This is a genomic window from Limosilactobacillus urinaemulieris, from assembly GCF_932750685.1.
Taxonomy (GTDB): Bacteria; Bacillota; Bacilli; order Lactobacillales; family Lactobacillaceae; genus Limosilactobacillus; species Limosilactobacillus urinaemulieris.
In genome coordinates, this window is the sequence record NZ_CAKOBX010000007.1 from 98,169 (window position 1) to 123,613 (window position 25,445).

The 25,445-nt window shown below is 41.3% G+C and carries 22 protein-coding genes; 16 read left to right on the forward strand and 6 right to left on the reverse strand.

Annotated features, from left to right (window positions below; all coding sequences use genetic code 11):
- Positions 1-49: 49 nt before the first annotated feature.
- The 5 genes from dltD to MR181_RS06235 are packed head-to-tail and all read right to left on the reverse strand — an operon-like array spanning position 50 to position 4,502.
- Positions 50-1,345: a D-alanyl-lipoteichoic acid biosynthesis protein DltD gene (gene dltD / locus MR181_RS06215; RefSeq protein ID WP_242336170.1), complete on the reverse strand. Its 1,296-nt coding sequence runs from the start codon at positions 1,343-1,345 to the stop codon at positions 50-52.
- Positions 1,338-1,577, reverse strand: a complete 240-nt coding sequence (gene dltC, locus MR181_RS06220; protein ID WP_003717840.1) for a D-alanine--poly(phosphoribitol) ligase subunit DltC — start codon at positions 1,575-1,577, stop codon at positions 1,338-1,340. The genes dltD and dltC overlap by 8 nt, the downstream gene beginning before the upstream one ends.
- 27 nt (positions 1,578-1,604) lie before the next feature.
- On the reverse strand, positions 1,605-2,819 hold the full coding sequence (dltB, locus tag MR181_RS06225; protein ID WP_191911678.1) for a D-alanyl-lipoteichoic acid biosynthesis protein DltB: 1,215 nt from the start codon (positions 2,817-2,819) through the stop codon (positions 1,605-1,607).
- Positions 2,816-4,342 (reverse strand): D-alanine--poly(phosphoribitol) ligase subunit DltA, encoded by a 1,527-nt coding sequence (gene dltA / locus MR181_RS06230; protein ID WP_242336173.1) that lies wholly within the window; start codon positions 4,340-4,342, stop codon positions 2,816-2,818. Before dltA ends, dltB begins: the two co-directional genes overlap by 4 nt.
- Before the next feature lie 16 nt (positions 4,343-4,358).
- Positions 4,359-4,502, reverse strand: coding sequence for a teichoic acid D-Ala incorporation-associated protein DltX (locus MR181_RS06235; RefSeq protein ID WP_102168321.1), 144 nt, complete (start codon positions 4,500-4,502; stop codon positions 4,359-4,361).
- Positions 4,503-4,755: 253 nt separating this feature from the next.
- On the opposite strand from MR181_RS06235, the gene acpS reads away from it, so the two are divergent.
- The 4 genes from acpS to codA all read left to right on the forward strand — a co-directional run bounded on the left by acpS (position 4,756) and on the right by codA (position 9,023).
- A complete protein-coding gene (gene acpS / locus MR181_RS06240; RefSeq protein ID WP_242336176.1) occupies positions 4,756-5,118 on the forward strand; it encodes a holo-ACP synthase in 363 nt (120 codons plus the stop codon).
- Positions 5,111-6,235 carry an alanine racemase gene (gene alr / locus MR181_RS06245; protein WP_242336179.1) on the forward strand — a complete coding sequence of 375 codons (1,125 nt, stop codon included), beginning with the start codon at positions 5,111-5,113 and terminating at the stop codon, positions 6,233-6,235. Before acpS ends, alr begins: the two co-directional genes overlap by 8 nt.
- Before the next feature lie 183 nt (positions 6,236-6,418).
- On the forward strand, positions 6,419-7,795 hold the full coding sequence (locus MR181_RS06250; protein ID WP_191911675.1) for a cytosine permease: 1,377 nt from the start codon (positions 6,419-6,421) through the stop codon (positions 7,793-7,795).
- Positions 7,785-9,023, forward strand: coding sequence for a cytosine deaminase (codA, locus tag MR181_RS06255; RefSeq protein ID WP_242336182.1), 1,239 nt, complete (start codon positions 7,785-7,787; stop codon positions 9,021-9,023). Before MR181_RS06250 ends, codA begins: the two co-directional genes overlap by 11 nt.
- Positions 9,024-9,559: 536 nt before the next feature.
- Here the strand turns inward: codA and cbpA are convergent.
- Positions 9,560-10,195, reverse strand: a complete 636-nt coding sequence (gene cbpA, locus MR181_RS06260) for a cyclic di-AMP binding protein CbpA (protein ID WP_102168307.1) — start codon at positions 10,193-10,195, stop codon at positions 9,560-9,562.
- A 272-nt stretch (positions 10,196-10,467) separates the two neighbouring features.
- On the opposite strand from cbpA, the gene pth reads away from it, so the two are divergent.
- The 12 genes from pth (at position 10,468) to MR181_RS06320 (ending at position 24,717) form a co-directional block, all read left to right on the forward strand.
- Complete coding sequence (gene pth, locus MR181_RS06265) at positions 10,468-11,028, forward strand: aminoacyl-tRNA hydrolase (protein WP_191911673.1); 561 nt, start codon at positions 10,468-10,470, stop codon at positions 11,026-11,028.
- Positions 11,029-11,352: 324 nt separating this feature from the next.
- Positions 11,353-14,868, forward strand: coding sequence for a transcription-repair coupling factor (gene mfd / locus MR181_RS06270; protein ID WP_242336185.1), 3,516 nt, complete (start codon positions 11,353-11,355; stop codon positions 14,866-14,868).
- Between the two features lie 16 nt (positions 14,869-14,884).
- Positions 14,885-15,151, forward strand: a complete 267-nt coding sequence (locus MR181_RS06275; protein WP_003717850.1) for an RNA-binding S4 domain-containing protein — start codon at positions 14,885-14,887, stop codon at positions 15,149-15,151.
- 116 nt (positions 15,152-15,267) lie between these two features.
- The gene (locus MR181_RS06280; RefSeq protein WP_102168310.1) at positions 15,268-15,624 is read left to right on the forward strand and encodes an FtsB family cell division protein; all 357 of its coding nucleotides are present in this window, start codon (positions 15,268-15,270) and stop codon (positions 15,622-15,624) included.
- A gap of 138 nt (positions 15,625-15,762) precedes the next feature.
- Positions 15,763-16,266: a S1 domain-containing RNA-binding protein gene (locus MR181_RS06285; protein WP_242336188.1), complete on the forward strand. Its 504-nt coding sequence runs from the start codon at positions 15,763-15,765 to the stop codon at positions 16,264-16,266.
- Positions 16,247-17,656: a tRNA lysidine(34) synthetase TilS gene (gene tilS / locus MR181_RS06290; protein ID WP_277956501.1), complete on the forward strand. Its 1,410-nt coding sequence runs from the start codon at positions 16,247-16,249 to the stop codon at positions 17,654-17,656. The genes MR181_RS06285 and tilS overlap by 20 nt, the downstream gene beginning before the upstream one ends.
- On the forward strand, positions 17,653-18,195 hold the full coding sequence (gene hpt / locus MR181_RS06295) for a hypoxanthine phosphoribosyltransferase (protein ID WP_242336191.1): 543 nt from the start codon (positions 17,653-17,655) through the stop codon (positions 18,193-18,195). Before tilS ends, hpt begins: the two co-directional genes overlap by 4 nt.
- A 212-nt stretch (positions 18,196-18,407) precedes the next feature.
- Positions 18,408-20,573, forward strand: a complete 2,166-nt coding sequence (ftsH, locus tag MR181_RS06300; protein WP_242336194.1) for an ATP-dependent zinc metalloprotease FtsH — start codon at positions 18,408-18,410, stop codon at positions 20,571-20,573.
- A 77-nt stretch (positions 20,574-20,650) separates the two neighbouring features.
- Complete coding sequence (gene hslO / locus MR181_RS06305) at positions 20,651-21,553, forward strand: Hsp33 family molecular chaperone HslO (RefSeq protein ID WP_242336197.1); 903 nt, start codon at positions 20,651-20,653, stop codon at positions 21,551-21,553.
- Positions 21,554-21,657: 104 nt separating this feature from the next.
- Positions 21,658-22,668: a tRNA dihydrouridine synthase DusB gene (gene dusB, locus MR181_RS06310; protein ID WP_191911667.1), complete on the forward strand. Its 1,011-nt coding sequence runs from the start codon at positions 21,658-21,660 to the stop codon at positions 22,666-22,668.
- A 20-nt stretch (positions 22,669-22,688) separates the two neighbouring features.
- Positions 22,689-24,212, forward strand: coding sequence for a lysine--tRNA ligase (gene lysS / locus MR181_RS06315; RefSeq protein ID WP_242336203.1), 1,524 nt, complete (start codon positions 22,689-22,691; stop codon positions 24,210-24,212).
- A gap of 301 nt (positions 24,213-24,513) precedes the next feature.
- A complete protein-coding gene (locus tag MR181_RS06320) occupies positions 24,514-24,717 on the forward strand; it encodes a hypothetical protein (RefSeq protein ID WP_242336206.1) in 204 nt (67 codons plus the stop codon).
- Positions 24,718-25,445 lie beyond the last annotated feature (728 nt).

Consider the following 25,445-nt stretch of genomic DNA (forward strand, 5'->3'; position numbering starts at 1 on the left):
CAAAATAAATCCCAGGATGAGATTAGCTCACTCTGGGATTTATTGAATATTACTTATTCAATTCTTGTTCCTTAAATTGGTTCAGGTTTTGTTGAGTAGGGATTAAGTTTGCCCACTTTTTGGTCAAGAACTCATCGCTCAAGTGATAGTGTGGTTGAGGTTGGTTCTGTTCAATGAACTTACTTGTAGCACTATCAAATTTAACCCAGCCAGCATAACCGATGTGAATTGTATCTTCCATGAAGTAAGGTTTGTTACCGTCATGAGAAAGGTCAAGAATGTTGTTAAATCCTTGTTGTTGAAGCTGGAACTTAATCTTGTTAACGGTGCGATAGTACATTTGCATATCCATTCCAGTGTATGCTTCCCATTGACCATTAACAGGGGGAATAACGAACATCACGTTTGTGTTGTTATTCTTAAATTGATTAAGTACAACTTGTAAATCGCCATATTCTGGTGATTGGTTATAGTTAAAGTGACGTTGTGAACCCTTAAGTTTCTTCAAGTTAGGCTTAACCTTCTTGGTATAGAAGGAATTCTTAACGTGGAAATCATTATTGTCAGTTTCCTTAGCAGCCTCATTAACTGCTATTTTATGTAACCGGGCTTCATTATATTTTGCCGGCAACTTATTAACTTGTGGCTTAATGAAGTGGCTATAATTATTATCTAACTGGATTCCTGAGAATAATGCATCCTGATGTTGTAACAACGTTAGCCGGAAGCTCAAAATAGTTTTATCCCAACTGCTTAAAGGCTTTCCTTGAGCAATTTTAGCAGCATCTTCAGCAACCGAACCATCATTACCAATCATTTGAATTAACCGCTTGGCAACGTACTGATCATACGGTGACTTTGGATTAGCTTTCTTCAACCAGGTTAAGTCAGCTAATTCGCCGTTGTAGTATTTAAAGGCAGGGGGTAAAATCCCCTTTTTAACAAACCATTGAGGAGAAACAATATAAACGGCCTTTTTATCTCGCAACTGCCCCTCCATCGTAGTGATGTTAAAGAACTGGGGGAGTGATTGGGCTCCCCGTTGTCCTAGAAGGAACGGGGTGTAGTTATGATAACGTGCCGCCATAATTGATGGGTGGAAATTATCAAACCGCCGTAATTCACTTGAACCAAAAAACGGAACGTAACGGGTATTCTTATCAGAAAGTGCCTGTTGTTTTAACTTTTGGTTTTTGAAAACTACGGGACTAAGCGAAGAAGCAGCCCGTTGTTCAGTTTTAGCTGAATAGTGGCTACCTAAAGGCATTGTAAAAAGAATTAAAATCAGAACAAAGGCAAGAATAACTGGGCCAAAGATATACCACAGTCGCTTGCGGTTAGTCATTTTGGAGCTCCTTTACACGGTCAACCATCTTATCAACTGAACTCCATTGGCTCCGGTCAAATTCAGAAACAGGTACTTGGATATCGAATTGATCTTGAAGTGCTAAGAGAACACTAACAGTAGCCATTGAGTCTAATAAACCATCAGCAAACAAGTCTTCGCTAGTATCACTGAAGTCACTTGCATCCCGACCAGTTGCGTCAGCTAAAATGTTAATAATATCGTCTTTCATTATAAAATCCTCCTAAATAAATCTCGATTACCCGAAGAAGTAAGTATTGAGGTAACCACTAAAGAGTAAGAACGTTAACATTACAAAGTTAAACGTTACAAAGATGGCAACACATTCTGTGAACTTGTTATGCGGCAGGTTCTTTAAGTGCTTACGCTTGTAACGCAGCCACCAGTCATTGATAACAAGTGCCAGTCCGTGAAGGAATCCATATAGAATATAATACCATGTAATTCCGTGCCAGAATCCCATTGTCAGCATGTTTAACATGTATGCTGTTGCGGATAATGTATTCCGATTCTTGAACCAGCGTTTTTTGGTTGCCATAAAGACAAAGCGCATAAAGATATAATCACGGAACCAGAATGATAAACTGATGTGCCACCGGTTCCAGAATTCCTTGATATTCTTAGATTTGAATGGTTGCTTAAAGTTCATTGGGGTCTTAACACCCATAAAGTAACTAATCGCAACCGCGAAGAGTGAATATCCAGCGAAGTCAAAGAAGAGGTAGAACCCGTAAGTGTACATTACACCGAGCATGTTCCACGAAAATAGTCCATCACCCATGGCTGCCTGTTCAAAGTGTGGATAGAAACGTTGGCCAAAGAAGTAGGCGATGACAAACTTGTAAAGAAAACCGAGGAATAGGTAATAGATCCCCTTTTCAACAAGCTTGAGATAATCGGAACGTTCAGGCGTCTTTTGGTAATCCTTAGAGAAACGCCGGTAACGGTCGATTGGTCCAGAAGTAATGGTTGGCATGAAGAGCATGAAGCGAATAAAATGCCACGGTGTAATTTCTTTTACCATCCCATCACGGGTTTCAATGATTGTTCCGACTGCCCGGAATGTTAGGTAACTAATTCCCAAGAAGCCAAGCAGCGAGTTATGACCGACCATTGCCGGTGATAACTTAACAATAATGATTGGAATCAAAGAAAGAAATGAGAAGAGGTAAAAGATACCGGTAGAATTGTTGGCTTTTCTGTAATGGTGGTAGTACATTACCAAAATGGTTTGGTAAATGACATACGCAATTAGGGAAAAGAGCTGTTGCCAACTAGCACCATCAAACATCAGGAAAATAAAGATGAAGCTAATTAGTGCTTCGTACCACTGGAAACGTTTGCCGAAGTACAATCCAATACCTAGGGGAAGCAGGGCAAGTAGTAAGTAAATAAAATAAACTGGTGTCCCGTAGGCAGTGAAATTCGGCAAACTTGCGAGCCAATTAATCATTGGTTAGCCTCTTTGATTAGTTGTTTAACTGCAATCTTGCCATTTGCAGACATTGGGAATGAATCTCGATAGATGAATTGGGTTGGCATCATGTAAGGCATGATCAAACCATTGAGACTTTCCCGAATTTCTTTGGTTAGTTGCTCCTGATCCTCAACTTCTTCCTTAGGGATAACGTAAGCAATAAGGTGAGCAACTTGACCATTCTTGTTATACTTTGGAGCAGCAACGGCTTGTTTAATGAGCGGACTCTTTTCAAGGCTAGCCCGTACTTCATCAAGTTCAACCCGGAAACCGTGGAGCTTGATCTGGAAGTCCATTCGTCCTTTATGATGAAGGAGACCATCTACATCGAGAGTACCAGCATCTCCAGTCCGGTATGCTGGTACACCGTTGATCTTGAAGAAGGCCTTAGCAGTCTTTTCAGGATTATTCATGTAGCCACGAGCAACACTATTACCGCTAATAATAATTTCCCCTTGTTGGCCTGGTTCGGTTAACTGCTTGTCGCCATCCCAGATTGAAAGCTCAACTCCTGGTTTAGCGTAACCAACTGGCAATCGGTCATTATTAGCGATGATTTCTGGAGTAATTTCAATTCCAGAGATTGCGACCGTTGTTTCGGTTGGTCCGTAAGTGTTAAAAATTCGGGCATGAGGGAAGCGTTGGTGAAGAGCCTTAGCTGTCTTAACGGTAAGCTCTTCGCCACAGAACATGAAGATACTTAGACTTGGCATCTTTTCTTCATTAAATGCAGGGCTAAGCATTAACATATCAGCAAATGATGGTGTACCGACAAAGACGTTAAGGTCCAGAGTTGGCAATGCGGTAAACATTTGACCGAAGTTCTCCACCACTGAGTGCGGAAGAGCTTTGATGGTTCCACCATTTAATAGTGCCGGTAACCAGTACATATTAGATAAGTCAAATGAGTATGGTGGTTGACCAAGGAAGTTAGCGTGTTCAGGAATATTGAAATCTGAATCAAGAACCCAATCGACGAAGGTCTTGAAATTATCATGGCTAACTTCCACCCCTTTAGGTGAACCAGTCGTTCCAGAAGTAAAGAGGACGTAGGCCAGTTCATCTCCAGAAACGGGATCAGTAGGGGTAAACTCTTGGTGATCCGCTAAAACATTAGTTAGCTGTTCGTTAGGAATTACCCGAGCATCGAAATTGAGATTATCACTTGGAAAATCATCAACAGCGATAATTAATTCTGGCTTAGCAGTATCGAGAATTGATTGAATCCGCGGAATCGCAGAATCAGTTGAGACGGGAATATATGGATGGCCCGCCTTTAATGCTGCTAAGAAACTAGTAATCATCTCGACTTGGTGATCACCGAATACGAGGATTGGACTTTGACGGGTCATATTTTGCTTAGTAAGCCAAGCAGCTAAACTATCTGAATTGGCTTTTAATTCACCATAGCTTGTCTGCTTTCCCATCTCGTCATAAGCAACCCGCGTTGAATTATCCTTGGCAATTTGGTCAAAGACAGTAACGATATTTGTATTCAATTCTATTTCCTCCACATTAGAATTCATTGTAAATGAACGGTTCTTGACCTGCTCCATAATAACCATAAAGGTAAATCAGCAGGAGAATAACGATAAAGTAGAATACCGTTTTTAAGATGAATATTAGTGCAGGATGATTCTTAATACTTTTACTAAAGATTACGAATCGCTCCTTTCGCTCATAAAAGCTAATATACCATAACGAGTTTAGCGCGCCATGGTAAGTTAGTTAATTGTTCCAGCAAAAATTTAAGATATTCGTAATTAAATTTTTACACCTATTTATTATAGATAATTTGCGGTAAGGTTCAAAGTAAAATAATGTAATCTTGCGAATTATTATTTATTTATGCGAAAATAAGAGTTCAAAGAATAATGACAGGTAAATTTTATTAATATAAGAGGTTATGACAGTGATTAAGGGAATTGGAATTGACATCACTGAGATTAAACGAATCCAGGAAATACTGCAAAAGCATCCCCAATTCGTTAATAAAATATTGACGCCGGCAGAGCAAAAGCAGTATGAGGGGCTAAATGGTTCACGGGCACTAGAATACTTAGCTGGTCGTTGGTCATTAAAGGAGTCCTTTTCAAAGGCGTACGGGACCGGAATTGGTAGTGAAGTTGGCTTTCAAGATATTGAAGTTGTTGATAACCAGCTTGGTGCGCCAATCGTTACTAAAGCACCATTTGCCGGTCGGGTACATGCATCGGTTAGTCATACTGCGGTAAATGTCATCACGGAAATTCTTTTGGAGGATAAAAATGATTAGTGGACGATTACGAGATACAAAATTAATTGTTGATTTAGGAGCGATTAAGCACAATATTCATGAACAGCAAAAGTCACTGGCTCCTAATAGCAAGATCCTTGCGGTTGTTAAGGCGAATGCTTATGGAAATGGTTTAGTTCCGGTGGCACAGACAGCAATTAAGGCTGGCGCAACGGGGACTTGTGTTGCAATTCTGGATGAAGCTTTGGAACTACGTGATAGTGGGATTACATCACTAATCTTGGTTTTAGGCATTACCCCAGTGGAGAATGCTCATATTGCTGCAGAGGCAGGAGTATCGTTAACTGTTGGTTCGTTAGATTGGCTTGAAGACTATCACCAATTAGCGATTGCCAATCATTGGACTAAGCCGTTGAAGGTTCATTTGGGAATTGATTCAGGGATGGGGCGGATTGGCTTTACAACTGTTGAGAGCTTTAATGAAGCAGTTAAGTTCGTCCGCGAGCATCACGAATTTGAATTTGAAGGGATGTTTACCCATTTTGCAACTGCAGATAGTGCCGATGATAGCTACTTTAACAAGCAAGTTAATAAGTGGGAACAATTTGTCAGTAGTTTGACTGAGTTGCCACCGTTTGTTCATATGGCAAACTCCGCTACCGGAATGTGGCACCGAGAAAAAATCACGGCTAATACTGTTCGAATGGGGATTTCAATGTACGGACAGAATCCATCCGGTCGTGAATTAGCTGCGACCCTTGATTTGAAACCAGTAGAACAGTTGGTTACCAGTATTAGTTTTGTTAAGAAACTCAAAGCTGGTGAATCAGTAAGCTATGGTGCAACCTATACCGCGCAAGAAGATGAGTGGCTGGCAACTTTGCCAATTGGTTATGCTGACGGTTACCCACGTTGTATGACAGGCTATAAGGTCCTTGTCGGCGGTCAATTTTGTGATATTGCCGGGCGGGTTTGCATGGATCAAATGATGATCCGGCTGCCTAAACCTTACCCAGTCGGAACACAAGTTGTTTTAATGGGACGGTCTGGAAATAAGGAAATTACAGCCAATGATCTTGCTGATCGAGCAGGCACAATTAACTATGAAATTATGACAAATATCAGTAACCGTGTTCACCGGGTTTATACTGATTAGTTGCTTGACATCGTTGATCCATTTGATATAATTTAGTTAATTTTATAGGTCCTTTAATGTAGCCCCGTGAGACTACAAAAGACTACCGAATTAATAAGCAGTGATCCACAGTCGACCACGCAGAGATTGGATAGCCTTGAGTTCTTTACGGGACTCAAGGTTATTTATTTAGGAGGAACGATTGTGGAAGATAAACAACACACGCCAATCTTAAGTATTCCCATGAAGAGTCGGCGAACAACAAGATGGGACATGTTTGCGACCTGGGTTGGGGCAAACGCAAATAACGGAACCTGGTTCGTCGGTGGTGTTCTTGCGGCTTGTGGATTTGCCGTGGCAATGAAGGTACTTGTTCTTTCATCAGCCTTATCATATGTTTTTCTAAGTCTAATCGGTTATATTGGTTACAAAACAGGTGTTTCAACCATGGCGATTAGCCGGGCGTCCTTTGGGGAACGCGGAAGCTACTTGCCATCACTGGTTAACATTACCCAGTTTATTGGCTGGACGGCAGTTAATACATTTATTGCTGCTCAGTCGGTTAGTCTTATTTTCCACCAGCTGCTTCATTGGCCGCTTTGGGGACAACCGGGTGGTGATAAAGGGTTGGTTGTTGGAATTTTGATTATGAGTATTCTTCACATCATCAGTGTTTCCAGCGGTTCGCGGTCGGTTCAGCTGATTGAACGAATTGGGATTATCCTGGTCTTCATTTTTGTTCTTTGGGAATCTGTTGCTGTTTTTAAGACAGTTTCGATGGATCAAATCATTGGCTGGCATGTACCGGCAAAGGCACGGATGGCTACTGGAGCAGCGATTGATTACGTAGCTGCTTTTAACCTGGCTTGGGTGACTGCTGGTGCTGATTTTACCCGCTTTACTTCAATCAAGAATAACGCGATCCATACACCATTTTGGGGAGCATTGATTGGGGTTGTGTGGTTTGCCTTTATTGGTTTAATTTCCACAATTAGTATTGCAATTTCCAGCGGCGTTTATAATGCTAATAACTCGGATCCATCGACAATTGCAAGTAAGTTAGGCCTTGGGGTTGTAGCGTTCTTGGTAATTATCCTGACGTCAATGACTGCCAATGCGGTTAACTTGCTGGCTGCCGGATCAGCCTTATCGAACATCTTTATTCGGTTACGGTTAAAATATTCATTGTGGATCGTGGTTCTTTTAGCAACAATTGTGACCTTTATTCCAATGTTTGTTGGGAGCTTCTTGGATACTTTTGAATCCTTCCTTGATTATGTTGGGATGGTTCTGGGACCAACGATTGCGATTATTTGCACTGACTTCTATATTCGAGCTCACCGTCATTATGAGGTTAAGCAGTTAGGGCTTATTAATGGTAAATATTGGTACCATCATGGAATTAATTGGATTGCCTACTTGGTCTTTGCTTTAGGAGTAGTATTCTTCATTGCGGTTCACCAAATGCCAATTTTTGCCAATACAGTTGGTGCAACATTTGTTGATATGGTACTAAGCGGATTGCTTTATTACATTTTAATGGCCATTTATGACCGGAAAGGATCACATCATGCTAATTAAGAGTGTTCACATTGATAATGATGAAGAGTTAAAAGATGTTCGCGTTACTGATGGTCAATTTGCTGAAATCGCTGCTAAAATCAAGCCGCGTGAAGGTGAAAAAGTGATTGATAGCAATGGCGCGTTGATGTTGCCACCGTTCGTTGACTCTCATGTTCACCTTGATGCAACGCTAACGGCAGGTGAGCCTGAGTGGAACGAAACGGGAACGTTATTCGATGGTATTCGGATTTGGAGCGAACGGAAGCAGGATCTTTCGATTGAAGACGTCAAGCGGAGAGCGAAAGCAACGATTAAGAATATGGTTGGTCACGGAATTCAGCATATTCGGAGTCACGTTGACGTTACGGATCCGCATTTAATTGCTGCCCGAGCTTTATTGGAGTTACGAGAAGAATTAAAGGATCAGATTGACTTACAGTTAGTAGCCTTTCCGCAAGAAGGAATTCTGAGTTTCCCTCATGGCCGTGAATTAATGGAACAAGCTGTTAAGGAAGGCCTCGATGTTGTTGGTGGAATCCCTCATTTTGAATTTACTACTGAATATGGCTGGCAATCAGTTCATTTCTTAATGAAGTTAGCGGACCATTATGATCGGCTGGTTGATGTTCACTGTGACGAGATTGATGACCCAGCTTCACGGAACCTTGAAGTTTTGGCAACCGAAGCCTATGAACGGGGAATGAAAGATCGAGTAACCGCAAGTCATACGACTGCAATGGGGTCGTACAATGATGCCTATACTTATAAGCTATTTCGCCTATTAAAGATGAGTGAGATTAACTTTGTTGCTAACCCGTTAGTTAATATTCACCTTGGTGGCCGGTTTGATACTTACCCAAAGCGTCGGGGGATGACTAGGGTAAAGGAATTAACGGAAGCGGGGATGAACGTTTCCTTTGGTGAAGACGATGTTCAAGATCCATGGAATCCACTTGGTAATGGGAACATGCTTGATGCTGTAACCATGGGCGTTTATGCCGGTCATTTGATGGGCTACCACCAGCTTCAAGATGCGTTCAAGTTCGTTACGTATAATGGAGCTAAAACTCTTCATATTACCGATCAGTATGGAATTGAGGTTGGCAAACCAGCTAACTTTATCCTGTTAAATGCTCCTGATTTTTACAATGCCTTGAATAAGCATGTCGAAGTATTAGCTAATGTTCGCCACGGCAAAATCCTTGCCCAAACCAAGCCAGCAGAAACAAGGGTGAATTTAGATTAGAGTGTGAAGCCGTAAAAAGCTCCCGGATGATAACGATTTCTCTCGACGAAGGCGTTTTACGCCTAGGAGAGAGTTCGTTATCTTGAGGGAGCTTAGGCTGAACACGTTTGAAGTAGAGTGCGAGCCAGCAGAGAACTTGCGGAAAGCTAACAATTTCTCCCGACTGGATGCTGAAAGCATCTGGGAGGGAGGTTGTTAGCTCTAGCAAGTTCCTGGCGAGCAGATCTCGACTCAGTTGCCTAGAACGTTAGGCGGAAGTTGCGGTCACGGCGAAGGAGTGAACCAGAAAACCTGTTTTCGTCTGTGAACCCTCGCAAGGCTGATTAGACTTCTTGCTATCAACTTGTTGATGAAAGAAGTCAATCAGCTACTGCGCAGATCTCAACTATGTTGCAGTAGGATTACTAGCTCGAGGAAGATCTCGACTTAGCTACCTAGAACTTCTACTCAACACCTTTTGACTCACTTACAGTAGCAAATTTCAATCTAACCAAGCAATAGGATCAAAAAAAGGAACCAACTTTTTGGTTCCTTTTTTAAGCTTCATGTAAGTCTTCAATTTCAGTAACTTCGAAGCCCCTTTTGGTTAACCGCCGAACAATTCGTTCCATTCGGTCATGATCAACATCGGTCGGTAAGGTGAACAGGACCTGTTTAACAGATGAATGATCGGGATCTAAAGAAATAACGTTAACAATTTGACAGAAACGGGTGATTTCTTTTGCGGCATTCATTAAAGCCCCCCGTTCGTCATGAGCAACGACAGTTAAAACGTAGCTACCGTTGTTAACGTTCCATCCGGCTGCGAGCATTCGGAGTAAGCGATTGTGAGTTAGGATGCCATAAAATTGGTTATTTTCATCTAAAACGGCAATGTATGGGAGATCACGGATCGCAAAGAATACAGAGAAGAAAGCAGAATTAATGGAAACGAATTTGGTAGAGTTCTTTAGTAGTGAAGTTACCGGAAGCGTCATATCGCCATTTCGTGACTTATGACGGTAGATATGCATTTTGTAGATATTACCACGGAAAATTTTCCCAGACTTATCTAAAATCGGCACGCAACGATATCCAGTATTTTCAAGAACGGTCAATGCTTCCTGGAGAGTTGCGGTTTCAGGTAATGTGGTCAGATCTGCCTTTTTCTTAATAAGCGAACTAAAAATCATGATGTTCTTCCTTTACTAAATTAAAACGTATTAAGTGCATAAATCATCATAACACAGAATTGATCTTAGTATTAGAACAAAATGAGAGAATTAAGAATAACTAATATGACAACTAAAGAAGGGTGACGTTAATTGTTTTAGTTTTAGTCACGGCTAGGGTATAATAACATGCAGGTAATTCTACATAATCAGAATTGAACGAAGTAAATAGGCATCAGGCTGCAACTAAGGCGGCCTTTTTGCATTTGACTTAAAGGGGACGAATTAAAACAATGAAAATGATTGTCGGCTTAGGAAATATTGGAACGCGCTATGATGAAACTCGTCATAATACAGGTTTTATGGTAGTAGAACAACTAGCTCGTGATTACCACTTAGGGGCCTTTACGCATCTTAAGCAAGAGGCTGTTGCCGTTACTGGAATGATCAATGGTGAGAAAGTAATGCTCGTCAAGCCAACCACCTTCATGAATGATTCCGGAAGAGCTGTTGGACCGCTTGTTGATTACTATGATATTGATCTTGATGATTTAGTAGTTATTAATGATGATCTTGATATGCCAGTAGGTAAAGTTCGGCTGAAAACTCACGGTGCTTCAGGTGGTCATAATGGATTGAAGAGCATTATTAATGCATTAGGGACTAATAAATTTAACCGGATTAAGGTTGGAATCGATCATCCGAAGCACGGGACCGTTGTTAGCCACGTTCTTGGTAAATTCACAAAAGAAGAACGCCCAGATTTCGATCAAGCCGTTTTGACCGCCGAACATGCCCTCGAAGACTGGATCAACGGTAAAAACTTTGCCCAGTTGATGAATGAATATAACTAAAGTAGAGCGCGAGCCAGCAAAGAACTTGCGGAAAGATAACACTAACTCCCGACAAAGGCGTCTTGCGCCTAGGAGGGAGGGTGTTATCTCTAGCAAGTTCCTGGCGAGCGCATTTCGACTATGCAGCCGAGAACATCAGCTCGAGGAAGGTTAGGGCGAGCGCATTTCGACTATGTAGCCGAGAACATCAGCTCTAGCAAGTTCCTAGCGAGCACGTTTCGACTATGCAGCCGAAGACATCAGCACTAGCGAATTTCTGACCAACTAGTCTTTAAAATTAAAAGCACCTTTATTATGAATTAGTAATACAGAAAGGAGGAAACCATGGAGTTAACCGAATTTTGTACCCGAACAAAGGAATTTAAACAGGTTTTGACGGTAATTCAAAAGCATCAACGTCAGCTAATCACTGGTATTTCAGGATCAGCGCGAACGCTGCTGCTTACGGCATTGCAGAAGGACCTTAATCAGCCTCAATTAGTGATTACTGATAGCCTTTTTCATATGCAGGAATTGGCAGCGGATTTAGAGAACCTGTTACCAGAAGAGGAAATCTATCAATTTCCAGTAGAAGAAGTGTTAGCTGCCGAAGTAGCAACGAGTTCACCAAACTATCGGCTGCAGCGAGTTCAAGCATTAAACGCGTTAATTAATAACAAGCCGGCAATTGTAATTGCATCAACTGCTGGTCTTCGCCGAAATATTGTTGCGCCAGAATTGTTTAAGCAGGCAGAACTATCACTTAAAGTCGGCGGTGAAATTGATCCTGAAAAAGCGGCAGACCAATTAAGTTCAATGGGGTACCAGCGCCAAAAGATGGTTCTGCGTCCAGGAGACTTTGCTGTCCGGGGATCAATTATTGATATTTACTCCCTGAATACTGATGATCCGGTACGGGTTGATCTGTTTGACACTGAAATTGACTCCTTGAGGTATTTTGATGCTAGCACGCAACGAAGCATTAAGAACGTTGATGAAGTTGAGATCCTTCCCGCAACCGATTTTATTCTTCCGGTTAATGAGTTTGAACGAGTAGAAGAAAAACTAGCCGAACAGTATGAACAGTTAAAGCATCAGGTTGATGGAGAAGATGAACTGGAACAACTAGCAAACCGGTTTGAACCATTGCTTACGGATCTAAAACAGCACCAGTTAACTAACGAATTTCTTACTTATACTAATTTGATTTATCCGCAAGGGCATTCTCTCCTGGATTACCTTTCTGCTGATGGGGCAGTTCATATTGATGATTGGACGCGGATTAAGCAGACGGCTAAAGAGATCGGTGAGGAAGAATTAGGATGGTTAGAAGATAAGGCGAAGCACCATCAAATCTTGCAAGCAGTTAGCCTTGGTCATGATGTTAGTAAGTTAATTAGCAGTGACAAACATGCTCAAGACTTTTGGGCACTCTTCCGTAAGGGGATGGGCCAGTTAAGGTTCAAGACCCTTACCGACTTTGGTAGTCGAACGATGCAACGATTCTTTGGTCAAATGCCATTGCTGAAAACTGAAATGCAACGGTGGCTTGATCAAGGCCAAACCGTCATTTTAATGGCGACTAGCAAGGAACGCCGAAATCAAATTGCCCAAACAATGGATGATTTCGGTATTAAAGTTACCTCAACCGAGTTGAATCATCTTCAACAAAATATCGTTCAGTTAGTGCCAACTAACCTGGCAAACGGCTTTGAAATCCCTCAGATGGGACTAGTAATCATTACTGAGGGTGAAATGTTTAAGCAAGTTAAAAAGCGACGGATTCGTCCACAGAAGCTTGCTAATGCTGAACGAATTAAGAATTACTTAGATCTAAAACCAGGAGATTATGTGGTTCACGTTAACCATGGGATTGGAATCTTTAGCGGAATTCGGACCATGGAGGTTGATGGTGTCCACCAAGATTACATGGTAATTAATTACCGGAATAATGCGCAAATCTTTGTTCCGGTTACCCAATTAAACCTGGTACAAAAATATGTTTCTGCTGAATCGAAGACCCCGCACATTAACAAGTTGGGCGGTAACGAATGGGCTAAGACTAAACGCCGTGTTGCCTCTAAAGTAGAAGATATTGCTGATGAGTTAGTCGAACTATATGCCAAGCGGGAAACCGAGAAAGGATACGCCTTCCCTAAGGATGATTACCTGCAAAAGCAGTTTGATGCTAACTTCCCTTATTCTGAAACCCGTGATCAGTTACGAAGCATTACGGAAATTAAGGAAGATATGGAAAAAGCCAAACCAATGGATCGATTGCTAGTTGGCGATGTTGGTTACGGAAAAACCGAAGTTGCTTTACGGGCGATTTTTAAAGCAGTTACTGGCGGAAAGCAAGTAGCCTTTCTCGTTCCGACGACTGTCCTAGCTCAACAACATTACGACACGATGAAAAAACGCTTTGAGGGTTTCCCAATTGAGATCGCATTGATGTCCCGTTTCAAGACAAGAAAAGAATTGAAAGAAACTGAGAAGGGGCTTGCTGACGGGACGGTTGACGTTGTTGTCGGTACGCACCGAATCTTATCTAAAGATGTTCATTTCAAGGACTTAGGGCTATTAATTGTTGATGAGGAACAACGCTTTGGGGTTAAACATAAGGAAAAGCTGAAGCAGTTAAAGAACAATGTTGATGTTCTAACATTGACAGCCACACCGATTCCCCGAACACTTCATATGTCGATGCTTGGTGTTCGCGATTTGTCCGTTCTGGAGACGCCACCTGCTGGTCGGTACCCGATTCAGACCTATGTAATGGAACAAAATTCAGGTGCAATTCGTGACGGCATCCTTAGGGAGATGCAACGGGGAGGACAAGTTTACTATCTGCATAACCGGGTAATGGACATTGAAGAGACCGTGGCTCGTTTGCAACAACTAGTTCCCGAAGCACGGATTGGTTATATTGACGGTCAAATGAGTGAGAACCAACTTGAATCAGTTCTTTATGAATTTATTCAGGGCGGGTATGACGTGTTAGTGACGACTTCGATTATTGAAACCGGAGTTGATATTCCGAATGTTAATACCCTCTTTGTTGAGAATGCCGACAGAATGGGATTAGCTCAGTTGTACCAGATTCGCGGCCGAATTGGGCGGAGCAATCGGGTTGCCTACGCCTACTTTATGTACCAGCCGAATAAAGTTTTAACGGAGCTGGGTGAGAAACGGTTAGCAGCAATTCGTGATTTTACCGAGCTGGGTTCAGGCTTTAAAATCGCAATGCGCGACCTCTCAATTCGTGGTGCCGGAAATCTTCTCGGAAAGCAGCAGCACGGCTTTATTGATTCGGTCGGTTATGACCTTTATTCTTCAATGCTGAGTGATGCTGTTGCCAAGAAGCAGGGGAAAAAGCAAGTTGACAAGTCAGATGCGGAGATCGAACTGGGTGTCGAAGCTTACCTGCCTGATGATTACATTAACGATCAACAACAGAAGATTGAGTTATATAAGACTATCCGCACCGCAGCCAGTGATGAAGAACTCCTGGATATTCAAGGTGATTTGATCGATCGCTTTGGTGATTATCCAACGGCTGTCGGGAATTTGCTCCTGATTAGTCAGTTGAAACTACACGCGGATTTAGCGATGATTGCAAGCATCAAACGACAACGTGATCAAATCATGATTACTTTTACAGAAAAGGGAAGCCAGAACATTACGGCGCCACAAATTATTAAGGAGCTAGCCCAGACAAAATTTAAGGCAACAATTGGCGAAAATGATCATCAATTAAATGTCCGGCTGGTAATTCAACCGAAAATGACGGTTGATGATTGGCTCCACCAGCTTCTTAAGTTTGTCACAGCGTTGAGCAACCTAAAGAAAAATAAACAATAAGGAAGAAGAGAATCAAATGCGATTAGATAAGTTTCTCAAGGTATCAAGAATTATTAAAAGACGCTCCGTTGCCAAGGAGATTGCTGATCAGGGAAGGATCTTAATTAATAATCGGCCAGCTAAGTCTTCAAGTCAGGTTGTAGCGGGGGATACGTTAACAATTAAGTTTGGTAATAAGACTGAAACAGTTAAAGTTAACCAAATTGTTGAAACAACCAAGAAGAGCGAAGCAGAAAATATGTACAAAATTATTGATGAAACCTATGCGGAGAATTTTGATTAATGCTGATTCTGAACAGTTATTAATAAAATATTTAATAATTTTAAATGTTTATAGACAATTTCCCTAAAAAGCTGTTATACTTAGTCCGTGATAAGCCAAATTAGGGGGCAATTAAAATGAGGAGTCGATCTGACAAAATTTCACAAATTAATACGCCTTATGCGCAGCAAATGACTGTTAATCAGCAGTTAGTTCGTCGTGCACATATTAAGCGCTGTAAACGAATTTTGTTGATCTTCTCGGTTGTTTTTTTGCTTCTTGGTTTTCAAATAATTCAAAGTAAACGGTCTTTAGCAAAGATTGAAGCAAGTATTCGTACTTCAAAGACCCAATTAGCTCGTCAGAGGGATATTGGAAAAGACCTTAAACAAGAGAAAAAGCAGTTACATAATCCCGATTATCTGCAACAAATAATCCGCTCAAAGTATAACTATACGAAGAAGGGCGAGACAGTTTATAATTTAGATAATTAGCAATAAAACAGGAACAGGGTCATGGATAACTTGTTCCTGTTTTTTTCTGAGGTTTTAGCACCTTTTCTGGTTTGAAGTATGGTATACTCAACGTACATTTATCACAATATTGTGGCTTGAGGAGGATCAATTAATTTCATGTCAATTGAAGTTGGAGCAAAGGTTTCGGGTAAGGTTTCAGGAATTACTAATTTTGGGGCCTTTGTTGATTTGGATGATAACCAAACTGGTTTAGTACATATTAGTCAGATTTCAAATAATTACGTAAAAGACATTCATGATGTATTATCAGTTGGTGATACTGTGACTGTTAAGGTCACTAAGGTTGGCGATGATGGCAAAATTGCTTTATCCATGAAGGATGCAGAAGAACACCATCATAACGAAGAACATGGCGAACATCGCGAGCATCGTCATAATAACCTCCATCATGAGCATCATGAACACCGGAATAATGATTTTGAGCATCAAAGTCAGCATGGTTACCACCGTGGATTCAACTCAGGCCATCATCAATCGCGACACCACGAAAATTTTGATGAAATGTTAGCTGGATACTTGAAGGAAAGCGAATCTCGTCTTTCAACACTAAAGCGTCAAACTGACGGTAAGCGTGGCGGTCGTGGCGGTCGTCGAAGCTAAGATGGAACTAAACAACGAATTTAAGCGGCACCTGGAACGGGGTCGCTTTTTTACTAAAAATGATAGAGTAGTCGTGGCGGTTTCAACGGGGGTAGATTCAATGGTCTTGTTAGCATTGCTACAGGAACTTCCCGCAAATATTCGTCCCCAAATAATTGTTGCCCATGTTAATCATCGGCTACGAAAGCAGAGTGAGGAAGAGGAACGATTTATTCGTGATTACTGTAATGCACACCAGCTCAAATTATTCGTTTACCACTGGTCGTTAGCTGATCATCCACAAACTGGGATTGAAGAATCTGCCCGAAAAATGCGTTATCGTTTTTTCGCTCAGGTAATGAAGGAAGAGCAAGCAACGATTTTACTGACGGCGCATCACCAAAATGATCTTGCTGAAACAATGCTAATGAAACTTACTCGCGGTGGTCAATTGCACCAGTTAATCGGGATTGAAGAAAAGCGGCCTTTTGCATCAGGAGTGCTTGAACGGCCTCTCTTAAGCTTTCCTAAACACCGCTTGCGTGAGTATGCGATCAATAATCATTTAAAGTGGTATGAAGATTTAACTAACAACGAACTAACTGTTAGTCGCAACCGTTTTCGTCATCAAGTCATTCCATTATTAGAAAAGGAAAATTCCAATTTCTTAGCTTCTTTAAGCAGTTACCATGAACAGATCGAGTTAGCGGTTGAACTTGAAAACCAGTTTGCTCAAGAACAATTAGCAAAACTTAGTAACAAGGATGGCCATCTGGATATAAAAGAACTATCTCAGTTATCTCTAGCTAAGGAGCGGCTGGTTTTAGTACGGTGGTTAGAGAAAACCGGTGTCTTAGGATTGAAACGGGGCTTTATTGAACAGTTACTTGCAGACATTAATAATCGTCATTTACCCCAGTTTGAACGTCAAGTCACCCCTGATTTGGTACTATTTAAGAACTATTCCGAACTATTTATAAAAAATGTTAATCAATCGCTACAAAAAACTCAAACTTCCATAAATTCTGTGGTAAAATTGGGCCGTTGGTATTCAATTGAAAACGATTATCAAATTGCGATCGCTAAGGATCGGGCCTTCTTTAATCAGGAAGAATACTGTCAAGAAATGTGGTTAGCACCTGAGCAGTTCCCATTAACGATTCGGCGGTGGCGAGAACGAGATCGGCTGCCATTAAAGGATGGCGGCCACCAAAAAGTTAGTCGGGTTTTAATTGATCAGAAAGTGCCGTTATCAAGACGTAATCAGCAGCTAGTAATTGTTGACGCTCAAGATAATGTTGTTTGGGTTGTTGGGCGTAAATGGGGATGGTTTACTCGTCCCCGCGACTACACTACCCGGTGGCAACAATTATTTATTGGCAGGCACGATTTGAAGAGGAGAAAAGAATGAATAACGATATTGAACGAGTTTTATACAGTAAGGAAGAAATTAATCGACGAATGGATGAACTGGCTGATCAACTGACTGCTGAATATAAGGATCAGCGCCCGTTGATTATTTCTGTAATGACTGGGGCCGTTTTATTTACTGTTGATATGATCAAGCGAATGGACATAATGGCTAAGCTTGATTTTATTGATGTTTCTAGTTACTACGGCGGAACTTCTTCCACCGGGAAAGTAAAACTGGTTCAGGATTTGAAGTCAGATGTCCGTGATCGTTCAATTCTTATTATGGAAGATATTGTTGATACTGGTCATACTCTAAAGTACCTAATTGATCTCTTAAAAGAACGCGGTGCAAAGAGTGTTAAGGTATGTACTTTGTTAGATAAGCCTGAGGGACGGCAAGTTGAAGTGAAGGCCGATTATGTTGGCTTTAATGTCCCTAATGAATTTCTAGTTGGTTATGGCTTGGATTACCAAGGATACTACAGGAATCTTCCGTATGTTGGAATTTTAAAGCCGGCTGTTTATGAAAAGAATTAATAAGGTGATGGCGAGGGAAATTTTCCTCGTCTTTTTGTTTGAGATTAGTTACTGTCAAATCAGTGGAAAAGTTAATTTAAAAAATGTAAAATTGACCAATGATGGGTGGTGATTATCAGCGCGATAATTGGCTGGTCAATATTTGTCAATTATGCTATGATAGTCACTACAATTGTAACCACACTATTGTTGCTGGTAGATAGGAGGTTGTTATGAATAACAATCGGAGAAACAATAATTTTACTCATAACGTTCTCTTCTACGCAGTGATTTTCTTATGTATTATGGGAATTGCTTACTTTTTCTTTGGTGGAAGCCAAAACAATGGACAAAGTAAGACTGTCTCACAAACAGAGTTTATCTCTGAATTGAAGAGTAACAAGGTTAAGAGTTTCCAGCTACAGCCAAATGGCGGAGTTTACAAGATTACTGGTACTTATCGTAAGCCACAATCTGTTGATAATAATTCTGCTAATAGTTTTGGTTTTGCCACGCAACGAAACAGTAAAGTTAACCACTTCCAAAGTTCGGTATTACAAAGTGACGTAACTGTTAGTCAACTGCAAAAGTATGCTAATCGGGATAACGTTAAGATCAGTACACGGGCAGAGGAATCTAACAGTGTTTGGATGAACTTGCTGTTGACTGTCCTACCACTAATCATCATGATATTCTTCTTCTACATGATGATGGGTCAAGCTGGCCAAGGTGGCGGTGGTCGTGGAGTAATGAGCTTTGGTAAGACAAAAGCAAAGCCTGCTGATGCCAAGAAAAACAAGGTTCGGTTCTCTGACGTTGCTGGTGAAGAAGAAGAAAAGCAAGAATTGGTTGAAGTTGTTGAATTCTTAAAGAATCCAAAGAAGTTCACTCGTTTGGGTGCTAAGATCCCATCTGGTGTTCTGCTTGAGGGTCCTCCAGGTACTGGTAAGACCTTGCTTGCAAAGGCGGTCGCTGGTGAATCTGGAGTTCCATTCTTCTCAATTTCTGGTTCTGACTTCGTTGAAATGTTTGTCGGTGTTGGTGCTAGCCGGGTTCGGGACTTATTCGAACAGGCTAAAAAAGCAGCCCCTGCAATCATTTTCATTGATGAAATTGATGCCGTTGGTCGACGGCGTGGTGCCGGAATGGGTGGTGGCCATGATGAACGTGAACAAACCCTGAACCAATTATTGGTTGAAATGGATGGGTTCCAAGGTGACGAAGGAGTCATCGTAATGGCTGCTACTAACCGTTCTGATGTCTTGGATCCTGCTTTGCTTCGTCCAGGTCGGTTTGACCGGAAGATTCTAGTTGGCCGTCCAGATGTTAAGGGACGTGAAGCTATTCTCCGTGTTCATGCTAAAAATAAGCCACTGGCAGCTGATGTTGATCTGAAGGAAATTGCTAAGCAAACGCCTGGCTTTGTCGGTGCTGACTTGGCTAACTTGCTAAATGAAGCTGCGCTATTAGCTGCTCGCCGAAACAAGACGCAAATTGATGCTGCTGATCTAGATGAAGCTGAAGACCGGGTAATTGCTGGTCCAGCTAAGCATGATCGGGTTGAATCAAAGCAAGAACGACGGACTGTTGCTTACCACGAAGCAGGGCACACAATTGTTGGGCTTGTCTTGAATGACGCTCGAGTCGTCCATAAGGTAACAATTGTTCCTCGTGGTCGTGCTGGTGGCTACGCTATTATGCTGCCACGTGAAGATCAAATGTTAATGTCTAAGAAGAACGCTGAAGAACAGATCGCCGGATTAATGGGTGGTCGTGCAGCTGAAGAATTAATCTTCAAGTCTCAATCTTCAGGTGCTTCTAATGACTTTGAACAAGCAACTCAAATCGCACGGGCAATGGTTACCCAATACGGGATGAGTGATAAGATTGGTCCTGTTGAATTACAAAGTTCTGGTCAAGTATTTACGGGTCAGGGCTACGACCAGTCGCCATACTCTGAAAAGACTGCTGCCTTAGTTGACGAGGAAGTTCGCCGGATTCTTCGTGAAGGACATGAACAAGCTCTTCACATCATTGAGACCCACCGTGAACAACATAAGCTGATTGCTGAAGCATTATTGAAGTACGAAACACTTGATGAAAAGCAAATTCTTAGTCTTTATAAGACGGGAAAATTGCCTGATAAGGATATTGCTGCGGCTGATGAAGAAGCCCGTGCACAAACCTTTGAAGAGTCGAAGCGTGCTTTGGAAAGATTAGAAGATGAGAAGCACAGTAATGCAACTGAACAACTAAAAGCAAGTAGTTCAGCTACAGATGGAGAAGCTCCACAAGCTGCTGATACTCCAAACAGTGAAGCAGCTGATGCACCAACATCTGCTAGTGATGCAGACTCAGATTCCGATCATTCTGATGCTTCGGATGAGCAAGATAAATAATTAGATTGAGAAACAGGGGGAATAAGCCGGCAGGACGGTCATGTTCTTCCTGTTTTTTACGTGAAAGGATGGTAAAAATGAAATCGACAGATTATTTAGTAAAAAGTATTAGCAAGGATGGTAAGTTTCGTGCCTATGCGGTTAATGCCAGTCAATTAGTTGAAAAGGCCCATGAAATCCATGATACGTGGAGTGCTTCTTCAGCTGCTCTAGGTCGAACATTAATCGGGACCCTCCTGTTAGCAACTGCCAGTCTACAAGGAGAAGCAGGAATGACCGTTAAAATTCAGGGTGATGGTCCGGTTGGGTTTATTGTTACTGACGGAACGGCTCAAGGGACAGTTAAGGGCTACATGGGGAATAACCATGTTAGTTTACCGGCCAATGAAAAGGGAAAAATTGACGTTTCTGGAGCGATTGGAAAGCACGGTACATTATCTGTTACTAAAATGGCACCTGGCGATAAGACTCCATATACTGGACAGGTTAATTTGGTTTCTGGTGAACTCGGTGATGACTTTACCTATTACCTTGCCCAATCTGAACAAATTCCATCAGCAGTCGGTCTTTCTGTTTTTGTTAATCCTGATGAGTCGATTGAAGTCGCTGGTGGTTTTATGATTCAAGTGCTCCCTGGGGCAAGTGATGAAGAAATTAGTAAACTTGAGAAGAAATTGAAGGAGTTACCATTAGTATCAGAAATGCTTCGGGATGGTGATACTCCTGAGGATATCCTGAAACGAATCTTTGGTGATCAATTGAGGATTTTAGACCGGATGCCGGTTTCATACCGTTGCGATTGCAGTAAGGAACGGTTCGCTCACGCGTTGGCAAGTATCTCAAAGAAGGACCTGGAAAAGATGATTAATGAAGATCACCATGCTGAAGCGGTTTGCCAATTCTGTGGTAAGAAGTATGAGTTTAATGAGCAGGAATTAAAAGATATCTATGCCAAAATGGACCAAGACGAATCCAAATAGCCCAATTTATTTGGTGAAAAATCGATGATGTGCTATCATGATTTGGTTATTGAACGAAGAATTAGCCAGTGCAGTTCACATTAATTTTATAATGAGGTGAAAAAATGAAGTGGCATATTGGAAATGTCGAAATTCCTAACCAGGTTGTGGTTGCCCCAATGGCTGGAGTTACCAACTCGGCATTTCGGGTAATTTGTAAGGAGTTTGGTGCAGGATACGTAGTCTGCGAGATGATTTCTGATCGGGGAATTATGTACCATAACAAGAAAACATTGAATATGATGGATGTTGATCCAAGTGAGCACCCGATGGGAATCCAGATTTTTGGTGGTACAAAGGAAACCTTAGTTCAGGCCGCTAAGTATGTTGATGAACATACAGCAGCTGATGTGATTGATATTAATATGGGATGTCCAGTTAACAAGGTTGTTAAAACTGATGCTGGTGCACGATGGTTGCTCGATCCAAATAAGGTTTACGAAATGGTATCCTATGTTACTGATGCAGTAAAGAAACCAGTTACGGTGAAAATGCGGACAGGCTGGGATGATAAGCATATTTATGCCGTTGAGAATGCCATGGCTGCTGAACGGGCTGGTGCTGCAGCATTAGCAATGCACGGTCGGACCCGAAAACAAATGTATACGGGACACGCTGATTGGAATATACTAAAAGAAGTGGCAGATCATTTATCAATTCCATTTATGGCTAATGGTGATGTTCGGACTCCAGAAGATGCTAAGCGGATTCTGGATGAGACGGGAGCAACCGCTGCAATGATTGGTCGAGCAGCTCTTGGTAACCCATGGATGTTAAAGCGAACAGAACATTACTTGGAAACTGGCGAGCTTCTTCCTGAAGCCACACCTGAACAAAAAATTAAGATGGCTAAGGAACACCTTAATCGTTTGATTGACCTCAAAGGTGAATATGTGGGAGTTCGGGAATTTCGCGGTCTTTCTACTTACTACCTTAAGGGGATTCCACGTTCTGCTCGAACCAAAGCTTCGTTAGTTGAAGCGGAGACTCGCCAGGAAATGAATGATATTTTTGATCGGTTTGCTGAACAAACAGCTGAGCGTGAATTGAAAAAAGAGCAACGGAAGCACGCTTAATTAAGAGGAGGAGAAAGTACGTGTCACAAGAATTAGATCAAATGCGCGTTCGTCGCGAAAAGATGGAAGAACTTAAAGAGGCGGGAATTGAACCATTCGGTCGTCGCTTTAAGCGGGATCACCTTGCTCAAGACTTGCACGATAAGTACGATCAATTTGATAAAGAAGAACTAAGCGAAAAGGGCGAAATGGTGATTATCGCTGGTCGAATGACTCGGAAGCGGAGTAGCGGTAAGGCTGGCTTTGCTGATTTTGTTGATCGAACAGGAAAAATTCAAGTGTATGCTCGAAAAGACATGGTTGGTGACGAACCATACCATATCTTTAAGCGTGCTGATATTGGTGACTTCCTTGGAATTGAAGGGGATGTAATCAAGACCGATACGGGAGAATTAACCGTTCGGGCCCACAAGATTACATTCTTGTCTAAAGCTCTTCGCCCACTTCCAAATAAGTGGGAAGGGGTTACCGATCCTGAAACAATTTATCGTCAACGTTACCTCGACTTGATTTCTAATCCTGAAAGCTTCAAGCGCTTCCACCAACGAACAGCGATCATTAAAGCAGTCCGTCGTTACATGGATGAACATGGCTTTACTGAAGTTGAAACACCAATTTTGAACACTCAAGCAGGGGGTGCAAATGCTCGACCATTTATTACCCACCACAATGCATTGGATATTGATATGTACTTGCGGATTGCAACCGAACTTTACTTGAAGCGGTTGATTGTTGGTGGCTTTGAACGGGTTTACGAACTTGGCCGGATTTTCCGGAATGAAGGGATGGATCCACACCATAACCCAGAATTTACCACAATGGAAACCTATGCTGCTTACTTTGACTTCCGTGACGTAATGGATGAAACTGAGGGGATTGTTAAGGCAGCGGCTAAGGTTGTCTCTGATGATGGTAAGATTACTTACCAAGGACATGAAATCGACCTTGGGGGTGAATTTAAGCGCATCACAATGGTTGACGCTGTTAAGGAAAAGACAGGAATTGACTTTAGCGATGAATCAATGACTGATGATGACGCCAAGAAACTGGCTGATGAGCATAAGGTTGAATATAAGCCATACTGGACAAAGGGGCATATCTTGAACGCCTTCTTTGAAGAATTTGTTGAAGATACCTTGATTCAACCAACATTTGTTTATGAGTACCCAGTTGAAGTTTCACCACTAGCAAAGCGGAACAAGGAAAATCCAGCAATGACTGATCGGTTTGAATTGTACGTTGATGGTAGTGAATTAGCGAATGCATTTAGTGAATTAAACGATCCAATCGATCAGAAGGAACGTTTCGAAATGCAAGCTAAGGAAAAGGCTAATGGTAATGATGAAGCAGAACCAGTAGACTTAGACTACGTTGAGGCCCTTGAATATGGGATGCCGCCAACAGGTGGTCTTGGAATCGGTATTGATCGGTTAGTAATGTTATTAACTGATGCCAAGTCTATTCGTGATGTTATCCTTTTCCCAACAATGCGTCCCGAAAAGGAAGAAACGAACGGGAAGAAGAAAAAGAACAAGAAGAAGTAAAAAAACGATTATTAATATAAAAGACTCGTGCCTGTTTGAATATGGGTGCGAGTCTTTTTTTGAGTACAAATCATAACGTATCAACGAGGAAGTAGTAACGCCAAACATAAGATAACAATAGCATTTAAGCGTGAGTTTCCACGAAGTCATCAGTTTTACTTGATTCAGAAAGGAGAAGGTTAAGACGCAAGTTGAATTTTACAAACATAGCTGTAAGGCGTTTTTTAAGAAACATCGGAAGCAGTATAACGAGATCACAACGATGATTAGCGCGGCAGTTAATAGAGAAGTGGAAACAGGGATGTCTAAAGTTAAGTTAGCCACCAGGAAGAAAATTGCCGGAAAGAGTCTCTATGAATTTAGGCTGAATGTTGGAAAGATTGGTTCTGTTAGGATCGCATTTACGGAAGATCAGGATAATGCAATTGTTTACTTTATTAGTAGCAGCTTACAGAAAACAACTTTCACTTATGAGCTAGATCGGGTAATTTTGAAAATCAATTAGGGATGTAATGCAATCTGTAGAGATGATAGTAGATAGAACGGAACACGGAAGAGAAAATAATTGAGTGGTGAAAAGTGACTAAAAGATGGTTAATTTAGACTTGTAATCAGATTATCGATACTATTGTTGAACCTAATCTGGTCCTTGTCGGGCGTAAAAGTTTTTTGTCTAAATACGGTGAAAGAATTATATTAACTATTTTTAAATTATCATTGTTTTGAAATTGACTGATGAAGAAGAGTATTAACGAGTTAAATTCAATGATCATTCGGAAAATACAAATATTCAGAATTTTGATTTAAATAAAGTTCGCAAATCAAAATAGATACGTAAAAACAAGGAAAAAAGGTGTTGACGGAAGAATAAAAGCAATGTATAGTAGTCAACGTTGTTAAACGGTTAGATTTTTTGAAAGTAACAGATTGTTTATTTATTTCAAATTATTCGTTGACATCCGTTTGATGACATGGTATCTTATAAAAGTTGCTTGTGAGACAATACTTAATAACTTAATTTGATAATTTCTTCAAATTAGTTGTTGACATTGATGATGAGCATCTGATATAATAAACTTGTTAGTCAGTACTTGTTACTGACTAAGGTAGACCTTTGAAAACTGAACAAAGTTTCGACGAATCAAATGTGTAAGGTCTTCAATCATAATGATTTGAAGCAAAACATTTGCGAAGTCAATTCGCTTAATTAATTTGAATTAGAGCTATTCAAGT